The organism is Bacillus sp. LH1 (genome assembly GCF_057924895.1).
Genome location: NZ_CM175007.1, coordinates 1,947,205 through 1,960,456, shown reverse-complemented (window position 1 = coordinate 1,960,456; position 13,252 = coordinate 1,947,205). Strand labels below are relative to the sequence as shown.

Sequence of the window (13,252 nt, the reverse complement as noted above, 5' to 3'; positions counted from 1 at the left end):
TTAGTTATTCACATTTACTTCCTGTAACGGCTCTAACTCTTCCATAAAATCAAGCAAAGATCCTACAGTAAGAAATGCCTTTGGGTCTACCTCATCCTCTGGAACGCATAGCTTTACATCCATTTCTATGTATACAATAAGCTGTAACATCATTACCGAATCTATATATAAATCTTGATTTAAGCGCATCGTTTCTTCTAAATGCGTTACATTTTTCAGTTCCATTTTTTCTATCATAATTTTTAACACGGCATTCTTTAACGCTTCCCGTCTCATGTTGTAACCTCTCCCATCTCTAGTAACTTTCTACTTACTTTTCCAGTTTTATTTTTAGGAATTTCATTTACACTTTCAATTTCATGCGGAACTTTATAAGAAGGTAAGTGCTGAATACACCATTCTCTTATTTTCACTGGATCAACATGAGAGATCACTTTCGCTTTAACTATTTCGCCCATCACAGGATGTTTCCCCCGATATACAATTGCCTCTTGCACACCTTCCAATCGAAGCATCGTTTCTTCTACCTCTATAGGAAAGACTTTTAATCCTGAGACATTAATTACATCGTCCATACGCCCCATAAAATGAATGCCACGCTCAGATTTATACCCTAAATCCTTCGTGAAAATTTCCTTATCATTCATTTTCACGACGATTTCTTCCGGTGCATTTTCATCTGAACCTATGCTTATACTTGCATGAGGTAGAGAGTTTCCTAAATCTAAATGGCTTTTCATATCATGACATATACTAATACAACCTGCTTCAGAACAACCGTATTGCTGCATCATATATGTTGTCATTTTTTTTAGTTTATAAAATAGTGCTTCTGGCAAAGGCGATCCTGATGTCATAATTTTATGAAACTGGAACGTTCCTAATGGAAAACTCCCCATAATGTGTAACATAAGTGGTACTGCATATATAATATGTTTTTCTGTATTGCGAACTATATTTAATGCGAATTTAGGATTTTTGTTCGTAATGATTACAGGCTTGCTCCCCCTCGTAATTGCTGATAACGTACCACATATTAGTCCGTATGAATGTGAAACAGGAGCCATAACGATTGGCACTTCATCTACTTCACAATTTAAAGCTTCATTATAGGCAGTAATTTCTGTATCAACTTCCGTCCATGCTCTACGAATCAGTTTCGGTTCTCCCGTAGTTCCCGAACTATATTGCAATAAAGAAGGCTCTTCTAGTAAAAAGTTCCCTACTTCTAATTTTGTAAAATCGCCATATTCTCCATATAAAATCCCTACACAATTTGCACGCTTTGCCATTTCAATAGCCGTTTCTTTTGGCGTATCTTCATGTATAAGTAATACTGATGATTTCTTTTCTTTTAAGAAAAACACAAGCGTAATAATATCGAATGGATCTTTCAGACAAAGTGCAAATCTATTTCCTTCTGCTTTTTGAAATTGTTCCATTTCCTCATAAACTTGTAATCTCAATTCAAAATCACTTTTGCTATACTCTTGTTTATTAACGATTAGCATAATTTCCCCCTGTAACAGCTGATTTTTGTTTCATAAGTTGTCTTACTCTATACAATGGATTTGGAACTTCATGAACAAGCGATTCCACATCCATATATAATCGACGTTTCGTTAATTGTTCAGCATAGAATGTAGGTGCATATAATTGAATATTTTCAAATCTACCTTTCAAATGTGGATATATTCTTAAATGATTTTCAATTTCTTCAACAACCATCATCCAAAAATGTTCTTCTTTCAATCCATACTCATCCGCAAGTACGAATGCTAATTCTCCTAAATTAAACAGAAATAGTGCATCTAACACCATCTCTTGCAAACATTCAATGCGATCCATTTCAAAGAAATCATTCATTTTTCCATTCGCATATGTTTTATGCATTTTAGTAAAGTCGGGACATTTGTCAACTTCTTTCAAATATGGACGATAAAACTCAAGCCCTTCATGAAAATCCTTTAACGCAATACGAACAGGCACCCCTTCTTTATGGACTAGAATCATATTTTGTCCATGTGATTCCAGTGCGATGCCATGCTCTACAACAAGATGTATAACTGGTATTATCGCTTTTTGAATAAGTAATTGTAGCCAATCCTTTATTCCATATTTATTCAACCACGCATCAATAATTGGTGTACCATCTTTCTCTTTAGCGTATAAACCATTAAAAGGAATTGCATCCTCTTGTGCATCTAAATACTTGTGAACGCTTTCGCGCCAAATACATCCTAATGAACCATATATAGCTTTCTTATTCATGTCATACGTTACACTTGAAAACTCACTTAACAAGATTAAACGTGCTTCATCCATTAAATAGGCGTCATTACTTACAACATCATTTAACCAATTTGATATTACTGGTGCACTTACAACAGAGTATGGTTTCAGCGTACGAAGTGTTGAAGTGTTGAGTAAATTCATCGATAATTTAACGTACGGTTTCTTTGGACTCTTAATATTTCTTAACGTTCTCATTGACTGTTGCGCGCAATAATCGTCCTCTGATGTTCCTAAATAAATAATAAATTTACCCTGTATATGATCCGCATAATTTGAAATGATGAAATTCTCCCACTGCCATGGGTGAACAGGTATAAACACGTACTGTTTTGGATTACATCCCTTATTACGAATTCGTTCCATAAACTCTTCTAATTTACGATCGCCAATCTCCTCTTTTAAAATGTTGTTATACATCACTTCATTCTCATAACCTACAGTCGCATAATTCTTATGTGCTGCAATCCATATGAGTTTTATTGGCTGCATAAATTCATAACCATATTGAAAATTGTCACGATATTGAAATCCAACACGTGCTTTATAACTAGGATGATATGGATGGCCATCTATTAATTGGCTTTCAAACTCATCGTAAGATTTTTGAGTATATTCTCTCTTATTATTTCTTTCATATTGTGCAATCGTGTCTTTAAATATTGTTTGTTCTAATTCGTGCATAAAAGAATCTAATTTAGCTTGTTCTACACTAGTAACCCGAAAAACTTCTTCTAGAAATTGCGAGACAGACTGTATTTCTTGCTGTTCATCTTGGACTCTTACTATTAATGAGTCTAAAGAAATACGTCCAAATGTCATCCGTTCCCTGCCATAGCATTTGTACGTGACACTTTTGTCTTCTTCATCAAGTCCTTGTATTAGAAAAAGAAGTTGTTCTTCTTTTTCTATGCGAACCGGTGTAATAATCCCCTCATAAATTAACGATTCTACTAATTGACGTAGCACTCTTCTTCGTACTGAAATGTAATCTTCTGATTCGAGCGCCTTCAATACTTTCGTATGATACATGTCCACTCTCATAAAACCCTCCACCTTATGACAAAATACCATTATTTGTATTACGTGAAATTTTAACGTTATTTATGAACGAACAGCCACTTCTCTAACTAGTGGATTATGTACTTGCACATAAATAGCTTGCTCCAATGGATTACTTAACTCATCGACATCGAAAAATCTCGTTAGTAAATTTGCTTTACACGCTAACTTATCTTCGTCCAATAATTCTCTTAAAAATGTAGAAGGTTCCCGGTTATATGGAAGAAATGATTCAAGTACAGACCTTAATTCCGAGAGAAGAATTTCCTCCTTAATTAATCCTGCTGTGCCAAAACCATTAATGAGGCCAAACATATGATTGAAAATTAAGTAGTAACGAAATCTCTCATCCACAATATAGTCGTCATATAAATTTCCAGTACGTTCTCCAATACCAGCTAATTCATTATTAAGCATCTCTTTCATTGAATTACAGAAATAAAATCCTTGATTATCACGGAAATAATATTTGATCGGATAACCATCTTTTAGCTGAACAACGCTATTTTGCTGATGAGCTTCTAATGCAACACCATACTGTAAATACATCCATACCATTGGCTTTAAAGAAATATTCATATATCGTCTAAACCACTCTAAGCTTACTTCTTCACAGCTTTTACTTTCTAAATCTGCTAGGCGATGAATAATATTCGATAACCGCGTACGCTCCCCAGGTATAGCGTCTTGAACTAGCCCAGCAATTAATGTTGCGTCGTTTGCATGTTCACTATAAAAAGGATTCTCACGAATAATCACTTCAAATCCAGATTCTTGTGTTCCATAATTTAATGTAATAAAGGCTGGATCACAAATAAAATCAAATCCTGGAAATCTTTCTCGTACTTCACCAATAGCCGTATTTAACATTTCCTTCCCTTCAAGACCACTCTCAAGTTCTTTCAGTTTATTAATACGCATTGAATTCGTTACTTTCACCGGAAATGAAAACTTAAGCATATACTTCGAATTGGGATGATATAGCGTCCTTAGTGATGATGTTGCCATATAATACTTACCTACAGGACCAATATACTCAAGCAATTCTTGAACTATCCAATCTTGTACGTAAGCTTGATGCAAGAGCCATTCTGCCTGAAGCGGATGAATTGGAATTAATGCATATTGATCTTCCTTACAGTACTTCGCTATAAATTCCTTACTAACCATCTCATCATTACTTAATTCTTCTTTTATAATCATTGTTGTAGAATCTGATAATAATGATTTTTCATTTACTATACTTTTATGTGCCCGAAAATAATGAAGCTGACATTCTCCTTTTAATTCTGGAGAATACATTGCACTTTTCCAATCCAATATCCCCTGTCTACTCTTTGGTGTAGGATGAGTTAAATGCCCAAATAATAAAGACTGCTCCGCTTCTATAAAAGTTGTATGGAAACCGTATAATGCGGATGTATCTTCTATTCTCTCTTTTGTAAATTCCTCAATATTTTGACAACTACGAATGACTCGAAGCATAAGTTCCGCAGGATTCGTTCCTTCTCCGTAGTTGATAGACATCTCTTTTATTAAAAATGTAATAACTGTAACATAATCTGCTGTAATAACAGAATTACTATCTCCAATTTGATAATAAAATTGTTCTCCAAACAAATGGCGATCTGTTGATGATTTATATATAACTTCTCCATACAAAGTAACGTTCTGTGCCGATAGCCGACAACATAAATATGTGGGGACTGTATCTCTATTCAACGTATTACTGAAGATACTCTTCATTCTTTCATCCTCTGTAATCCATTCTCCACTCCCTGTTTCTCTTAAATAACAGTTTAAAAAGCTTTGTAATGTTGCATGTTCTGCGATTTGTTTCGCATGCTGCATGTTGGTCCTCCTCTTTATATTAACGCTATGAGAATTTCATATTACAATTGATAATTGAATATCGTTATCAACTATGATTCTAATTGATAATGATATTCAATTCAATAGTATATTTCAGAATTTTTTTATCTGCTTTAATTTTTATTGTTTTCCCTCTTTTCTTTAATCTAGTTAAAAATACACAAAAAAATACTCAGTTTCAAACTACATACTTACTATTTTTCATTAGTAATCTATCCAAAATGTTTAAACAAAAGAGGTATACCTTAATTGGTATACCTCTTTCAAACATAAAATTTACATAATAATATTATTTATATCTCTCCAGCAATATGCTGTCTCTTCTACCTGTAATCGCTCTAAAAATTTTGTATCAATTTTTTCTGGGTTAAATTTTTCATAAAACTTTTTAGAAGGATTATTCGTAACAACCCAAACTAAAAGTGATTGCATATCATTATTTATACAATCCGATAATAAAGCTTGAAATAACTTTTGTCCTATTTTCATTCCTTGATACTCTTGTAAAAGGTAGATTGCATATAATTCTCCATCACAATTATATGTACCAGTTCTTTCTACTCCCCCATCGATGAATCCAACTATTTCTCCATTTAAATTCTCTGCTACAAATCTAAATTGATGATTACCCTCTTTTTGAAAAATATCTTCCCATTGTTTTTCTCGTTTCTCATATGCTATATTATCTAGAATTTCGTCAGCAAATATCCCTTTATACGTTGCTTTCCAACTATCGACATGCACCTTTGCTATACCTTGTATATCATCCTTTATTGCTCTTCTAATATGTATTCCCATCATTTCTCCCCCTTTATTACTCATCATTATATCAATTTCATTCCTTAAAAATCCAAATAAAAAAGAGTGAATTCACTTCACTCTTTTTTATCACAATTATCTACTTTCCACTTCAACTGAAACTACTCGATCAATCTCTTTCAGGGAACTATATAATTCTGTTGTATATAAATCTTCTGGAGCTAAAATAACCATCTCTAGTTGCTGAAATGCTCCACTATCTATATCTTTAATTTTCACGCGTTTCACATGCATGCCTAAATTTTTAATTTGCTTAAATATACCATCTAACTCATGATGCTCTTTAACAGTAATTTTTATAGATAAATCCTTTTGTCTTAATGAATACGGTCCTGCAATTTTCACAAGTTGCGGAAGTACATTAATCGCTAAAATAATTAAAACCATAGCAACTGTCGCTTGTAAATAAAATCCCGCACCAATTGCGATTCCTAAAGCTGAAGCAGCCCACACCATAGAAGCTGTTGTTAATCCAGAAATAACGTCATTACTTCTTCGTAAAATGACACCTGCGCCAAGAAAACCAATTCCACTAACAATTTGAGCGGCCAGTCGCATCGGATCCATATTTGTATGTCCTGGAACAGAATATACATGCACAGATTCAATTGAAACCATCGTAATTAAACAACTTGCTACAGAAATAACCATACTTGTTTTCACACCAAGTGGTTTATTCTTTAGCTGCCTATCTATCCCGATGAATAATCCTAAAAAGAGTGCTAAACCTAATTTGAGTAAAAATTCATATGACATATTCCTATTCTCCTTACTTTACAATGTTTCCCTTAGAATAACTCACTATAACTCTTTTATGATATCAATTCCAGTCTTTTCTATTCATTTAACGTAAAAAACCGAAAAAACATTTATAACGATGTTTCTCCGGCTTTTTATTACACTTTAGATTCTTCTTTATTTCTGATCTTTAATCTTAATTTCTGCACCTTTGTAGAATGCTAATTTACTGTCATTATACTCTTTTGTAAATTTGTTAAACTGCTCTTTCGACTTTTGTGCTTCCACATTTAATTCATTAACAGTTTTAACTTTTTCACCGATTTCTTTTAATTTCGTTTCTTTTACTTTTAATTTTTCATACAGTTCTTTTTCAGTCGCTAACACTTTCGTGTAATTTTCATTCATCTTTTGGAATGCATCATAACGATTCTTATACGACTCTTCTACTGCTTTTGCTTGTTTTTGTAACTTCTTATCTTCAATCTTCTCTATATTACTTTGAACAGATTTCGTTTCCTTCTGTGCTTTTTCTAGCATTTCTTTCTCACTTTTCAATACTTTTTCACGATCATCTACATTTGCAGTAGCTTGCTCTATTTTCTTCACAACTGCTTCATTATGTTCTTTACCTTCTTGCAAAATTTGAGCATATAATTCTTGCCCTTGTTTCTCTAACTGCTCTAATTTTTTTGCTTCATCCACTAAAGATTTTTCTTGTGTTGCTGCTGTTTCAAAAGCTGTATATAGATTTTCTTCTGGCTTTTCACCGAAACAACCTGTTAAAAGTCCTACTGATAATGCTCCAACTACTGCTACTTTTCCATACTTCAACGTTCATTCCTCCATTACATACGGTTATCATGCCAGAAGTTCACTGGGAAGTGACTCTCTTCATGATAAGCTTCAAACTCATAACCTTTTTCTTTTAGCCCCTTTAAAATTGCTGGCACAGCAGCAACTGATTGCGGGTGAATATCATGCATTAAAATTACTTCTTGTGGTTTTGTTGCGTTTGTTAATACGTTTTGAGCAATTTGTGCTGCAGCTGCATCAACTGGCATTTTATTGTATCTCCAATCTAATGAATCAATTGTCCAATCCCATACTTTAAATCCGCCTTCTACCACTTTATTTCGGAGACCTTCATTCAATCCAGGCATCGAACCATATGGAGGACGTGTTAATTTAGGTGATTTCCCAATAATATTAGCGATTAAACCTTGATCTTCTTTCATCTCATTTACATACTCGCCATTTTTATATAACTTTGCGAAATTATGTGTCATACTATGCATGCCTACATAATGACCCTCAGCATTTTCACGTTTCACTAAATCAGGAAATTCTTTTACATTCGCTCCAATTAAAAAGAACGTCGCCTTCGCATCATGTTGTTTTAGCGTATTTAATAATTCAGCCGTATATTTCCCTGGCCCATCGTCAAATGTAAGATAAGCAACTTTTCTTTCTTTTCCATTAAAACGACTTGGTGCCGTTTTATTCATTTCAACTTTCGGCTGTTCACTTGCAAGCTGCACTACATTTTCTTGTTTCGCAACAGCTTTTGCTGGTGAAGTAATTGATTGAAACATGTAATACCCAATAGCTACTGCGGCAATCGCTATTAAAACGACTACTATTTGTTTAATTTTTAAAGCTTTTTCCATTCTATCGAATTCCTCTCCCTATTAATCTTATATATAAATCGCCCAATATAATTATACATCTATTTATTTTTATTTCACCATATAAATAGATTTTATTTGTATTATAATGGGAGTTTTATCAAAATTGTTGTTCCTATTCCTTCTTTACTTGTAACACTAAGCGCACCGCCATGAAGCTCCACCATTTTTTTAACGATAGCTAAACCAATACCTGCACCTGCAGCATGATTATTAATTTGGTAAAATGATTGCTCAATATATGGTAAATGTTCTTTAGCAATTCCAATCCCTTCGTCTCTTACCTTAATCACTGCTTGTCCTTCTATTTTAGTCGCTTCAATGTGTATTGTGCTTTTTTTATGTGAATACTTAATTGCATTTTGAACAATATTCAAGAAAACTTGCTTTAGCCTATTTCGATCTCCCATCAATTCAATTCGGTCTATAGTAGTAATAAATTGAATTTCCTTCTCTTCCGATTTAGGAGTTAATTGCCAAATCGTCTCCTCTAGTATATCGTACAATTGAACCTTTTGTTTATATAAATTAAAATGATTTGATTGTAATCTTGAAAAATCTAGCAATTCTTCTACTAAATGAATCAATCTATCTGTCTCACCTGAAATAATGCCCATACCTTGCTTTATTTCTTCTTCTGTTAAATGATCTACTGTTTTTAACGTCTCACTCCAACCTTTAATTCCTGTTAAAGGCGTTCGTATTTCGTGCGAAATAGAAGCAATGAATTCATTTTTCATCTGCTCAGCCTTATCTATTTTATAGGCCATATAATTTAAACTATGTGCCAAGTCACCTAATTCTCCAGGATAATCTTCTTTAATTTTTTGCTTTAATGTGCCTTCTGCAATTTGTGAAGAGGCTTGAATAATGGATTCAATTGGCTCAACAAATGAATTTGCCAAACGTCTACTAATTAAGAAGACGACTCCCGAAATAACAATACCTACAGAAATAGTAAACGTAATAATTTCAATAATCTTTTTATTTACATTTGTTAAAACAGTCGTATATTTTAAAACACCAATAGTTTGTCCTTGATGTATAAGTGGGCTTAGCACCTCTAGTTGTTTTTTATTACCTTTCGTAGTAACTTGATTATACATTTCACCTTCTAATAATGATTGTGGAATATTCACTTTACCTTCTACCTTTTCACCACTTGAAGATTGTATAACCGAGCCGTGACGATCGATTAACTGTAATTCTGTTCCTTCTAATTGAAAGCTACTAATTATGTCACCACTATATTCTTGTAATCGAATAAAGTATAGTGAATTGTATTCTGAAAAAAAACGTGTACTCGTTTTCGCATGAGACTCTATATATTGCACAATACCATTATAATAGTATCGATAAATTGAGACTGAAAATACAACTTCAAATAATACAAGCATAAGTGTAATGACCGTCATAAAATATAAAGTCACTTTCCGTTTCATCTCATACTTTCCTTCCACACATATCCTTTTCCCCACACCGTAAGAATAAATTCAGGTTCTGATGGATTACATTCTATCTTTTGACGTAACCGTCTCATATTTACATCTACTACTTTCGTCTCACCTACGTAATTGGTTCCCCAAATCATATTTAAAATTTCATCACGCGAAACTGGCTTTGAAGCCTGATTCATTAAATACTGTAATATCATATACTCTGTAGGTGTTAAATCGACTAATTGTCCATCTTTATACAATCTTTCTTCTATAATATTTAACGAAAATGGACCTGACGTAACAATATTCGTTTTTTCTTCATGTACTTCTATTCTTCTTAATAAAGACTGTATACGTGCAGTTAATACTACTGGACTAAACGGTTTTGCAATATAATCATCCGCACCCATTCCTAGTCCTTGCACCTTATCTTCATCTTGTACACGTGCGGTTAACATAATAATACCCATTTTTTTATTTTCTTTCCTGATAGCCTTACAAACCTCTAAACCATCAATCCCCGGTAACATTACATCCAGCAGTGCTATATCAACAGTTTGTTCACTCAAAATCTGTAACGCTTCTTCTCCAGTAGTAGCTTCTATTACATAAAATCCAGCACGTTTTAAATTTAAAACAATAAAGCTACGGATCGTTAATTCATCTTCTAAAACTAAAATTTTTGACATAATTCCCACCCCCTACTCTTGTTGATAATCCGCTAGCGGTTTTATATATGCTTTCACTTTTTCAAATTCCGATTGCTTCGGTACTGCATATACGTGAGAAGCCGTTTTAATTGCTGCGCTGTAGCCTTTTATATTGAACCATTCTTTCCGCTTAAAAATATGAACTTCAAGCCATATTTTATTTGTTCTTGTATCCAAAAACTTTTGAGAATTTGATTCTTTTTGCTGATCTGGTATTGTAATTTTCCCTATTAACTCTTTAGGGATTTTCACATAATACCCTTTTTCTATATCTATATATCGTTCTTCAATTGGTTTAATTCCAGATTCACTCCACTGTATGTAACGTTCGAAAAGCGGACTATCACCATGTGATTTATCTTCCCAACCTTTTGGGCGTACAGTACGAACAAATTCAATAATGCCGTCTTCATTAACATCTTTACTTTCTACAACATATTCATTAAATAAATCTTCTTTCCCATCCATAGGTAATACTTCATAATGATCCTGATCAAATTTTGCTACATAAGTTATACCTGAATGAGCCCCTGTTCCCGCATCGATTACAACTGCCTTTAATGATTTAGAAATACGACCCATTTGTATTCTTTGAATACTATTTATAAATGGATCGTATGACACTTCAGATAAAGTCTTAAATTGTTCCATGAACTCAACTGTCAGCTTCTCATCTTTTTCAAATGTAACAAGGCTTATATCTTTCAGTCCATTTTCATTTAGATCCTCTATGAATAACTTCGTATAACTTCGATTATATATTTCCTTCATCTCTTCATTTTCTTCCGAAAAAACATACATAACATGTTCTAACGATTCACGATTTACAGAGATTCCGATTAACAACTCTCTCTTCCCGTTCCCTGTAAAATCACCGACTTCAACGATATCTACATCTCCACCATCAAATTTATGTGTGGACTTTATTCTCCAGCCATTTCCGATTTCTTCATATACGGCTAAATATACGCTATGATCTTCATTCGGCAATTTATAAAATAAGATGGCTTCTTTCTTATTATCTTGTTTAAAATTCATTGACCAAATCATCTGTTTATCTTTGTTAGACATTGGAGTAAGTAAGCGATAATTAACAGGTAAATCTTTATCAATTTGTTCCTTTAATTCATTAATCCATTTTTCATTTGTAGGAGCTTCCATTAGACTTGTTGGAGCTTCAGACATTTTACATCCAGTCAATATAAAGATAATTCCCATCATACTTAACCATTTCTGCATATGATATCTTTCCTTACCACAAATTTTGAATATGTCCTTTTACTTTTTTACCTATCCATTATACTCATACATATGAGTATAATTTTTCTAAACTAAAAAATCGTTACAGAAAAGTTACAAATACATTCCAAAAAAAAAGATTGGCAAAAGCCAATCTTTTTTTATTATTCATTTCGGACTGATTTTGGCGTTACACCTAAATGATCATTTAATTTTTTTGAAATATCTTTTACATTTTTTTCATTTGGAATGTAATAATAAATACCACCGATACGTTTATCTGTGCCTTCTATTTGCAATTTTTCCATTTCCAAATTAGATCCTGCCATATTTTTTGTAATGGCAAGCATATCGTCAAATGTTAAGTTCGTTTTCATATTTTTATCAACCGCATCTAGTAAAGAGCCCATCTTGCTAATTGATTGAACAGACATCGCTTTTTTAGCAATTGCTTCTATTACAAGTTGCTGTCTCTGTCCACGCATTGCGTCACTATCAATTTTACGCGTTCTTGCAAGTGCAAGTGCTTGTTCTCCATTTAAATGTTGGTAACCTTTTTCTAAATGGATCATACCAGCTTGGTCTTTACTATCTTGTTCAGTGAAAGTAACTGGTACATCAATATCAATACCACCAATTGAATCGACAATTTGTACGAATGATTCAAAGTTAAACTTCACATAATAATCAACAGGGACATTTAAGAATCTTTCCACCGTATCGCGTGTGCTTTCTACGCCACCAAATACGTGAGCATGAGTAATTTTATCTAATTTTTTTCTAGTTGGAATATAAACACGTGAATCACGTGGAATACTTACTAGCTTAACAGACTTATCATCTTTATTAATTGTTGCTAATAAAAGTGCATCTGTTCGAACTGCTTCGCCATATTGGCTTTTTCTCATTTCACTTCCATCTACACCCATGATTAATATTGAAATATTATCCTTTAAAGGTTCAACTTCTTTATCACGCTTTGATGACTTTTCAATTTTCGCATACGCATCATTTACAACAGCTTTTGCTTTATTATATATAAACGAACCATATCCTACTCCTCCAAAAATAAGTAGGAAAAATGGAATTAATATGAACCATTTTATTGACTTTCTTTTAGAACGCTTTTTATTACTTCTCGTATTTTGTTCTAATTCAGAGCTCATACCCATTCGCCTCTCTTTCTCTTTACCAAGTATAATGTAAGTCTATTTATCTTCATATTGAATTTCCTTTCATTAACCTTACAATTTTGTAAGGTTACTACTAAAACCCAATATGTATTCCATTTCACATTATACTCTCGTACTTATTTTTGGCAAGTCACTATTTACCAATTTCAAAAATTTAGCACTTCGCAACATGCGAATTTATAAATTCATTAACTCTTTCA

General features: G+C 33.0%; 12 protein-coding genes. All 12 read right to left on the bottom strand.

Going from position 1 to position 13,252, the window contains the following annotated elements; genetic code table 11:
* The 12 genes from asbD to ACX9TM_RS10220 all read right to left on the bottom strand — a co-directional run bounded on the left by asbD (position 1) and on the right by ACX9TM_RS10220 (position 13,025).
* Entirely contained in the window at positions 1–276 is a 276-nt protein-coding gene (gene asbD / locus ACX9TM_RS10275; protein ID WP_001250560.1) for a petrobactin biosynthesis protein AsbD, read from the bottom strand.
* Positions 273–1,511: an AMP-binding protein gene (locus ACX9TM_RS10270; RefSeq protein ID WP_063219871.1), complete on the bottom strand. Its 1,239-nt coding sequence runs from the start codon at positions 1,509–1,511 to the stop codon at positions 273–275. Before ACX9TM_RS10270 ends, asbD begins: the two co-directional genes overlap by 4 nt.
* A complete protein-coding gene (locus ACX9TM_RS10265) occupies positions 1,498–3,336 on the bottom strand; it encodes an IucA/IucC family protein (RefSeq protein ID WP_139256952.1) in 1,839 nt (612 codons plus the stop codon). The genes ACX9TM_RS10270 and ACX9TM_RS10265 overlap by 14 nt, the downstream gene beginning before the upstream one ends.
* A 60-nt stretch (positions 3,337–3,396) precedes the next feature.
* A complete protein-coding gene (locus ACX9TM_RS10260) occupies positions 3,397–5,205 on the bottom strand; it encodes an IucA/IucC family protein (protein ID WP_001163352.1) in 1,809 nt (602 codons plus the stop codon).
* Between the two features lie 297 nt (positions 5,206–5,502).
* Positions 5,503–6,024 (bottom strand): GNAT family N-acetyltransferase, encoded by a 522-nt coding sequence (locus ACX9TM_RS10255; RefSeq protein WP_000511208.1) that lies wholly within the window; start codon positions 6,022–6,024, stop codon positions 5,503–5,505.
* A 96-nt stretch (positions 6,025–6,120) separates the two neighbouring features.
* Positions 6,121–6,801: an MgtC/SapB family protein gene (locus ACX9TM_RS10250; protein ID WP_000119510.1), complete on the bottom strand. Its 681-nt coding sequence runs from the start codon at positions 6,799–6,801 to the stop codon at positions 6,121–6,123.
* Positions 6,802–6,960: 159 nt separating this feature from the next.
* Positions 6,961–7,617 carry a YkyA family protein gene (locus ACX9TM_RS10245; RefSeq protein WP_000873571.1) on the bottom strand — a complete coding sequence of 219 codons (657 nt, stop codon included), beginning with the start codon at positions 7,615–7,617 and terminating at the stop codon, positions 6,961–6,963.
* A gap of 14 nt (positions 7,618–7,631) precedes the next feature.
* On the bottom strand, positions 7,632–8,453 hold the full coding sequence (locus tag ACX9TM_RS10240; RefSeq protein WP_000409484.1) for a peptidoglycan-N-acetylglucosamine deacetylase: 822 nt from the start codon (positions 8,451–8,453) through the stop codon (positions 7,632–7,634).
* 101 nt (positions 8,454–8,554) lie between these two features.
* The gene (locus tag ACX9TM_RS10235; protein WP_000824534.1) at positions 8,555–9,913 is read right to left on the bottom strand and encodes a sensor histidine kinase; all 1,359 of its coding nucleotides are present in this window, start codon (positions 9,911–9,913) and stop codon (positions 8,555–8,557) included.
* On the bottom strand, positions 9,910–10,599 hold the full coding sequence (locus ACX9TM_RS10230; protein WP_000036073.1) for a response regulator transcription factor: 690 nt from the start codon (positions 10,597–10,599) through the stop codon (positions 9,910–9,912). The genes ACX9TM_RS10235 and ACX9TM_RS10230 overlap by 4 nt, the downstream gene beginning before the upstream one ends.
* A 12-nt stretch (positions 10,600–10,611) precedes the next feature.
* The gene (locus ACX9TM_RS10225) at positions 10,612–11,859 is read right to left on the bottom strand and encodes a hypothetical protein (protein WP_001174862.1); all 1,248 of its coding nucleotides are present in this window, start codon (positions 11,857–11,859) and stop codon (positions 10,612–10,614) included.
* A gap of 164 nt (positions 11,860–12,023) precedes the next feature.
* Entirely contained in the window at positions 12,024–13,025 is a 1,002-nt protein-coding gene (locus ACX9TM_RS10220) for an LCP family protein (protein ID WP_002182662.1), read from the bottom strand.
* Positions 13,026–13,252: the final 227 nt, after the last annotated feature.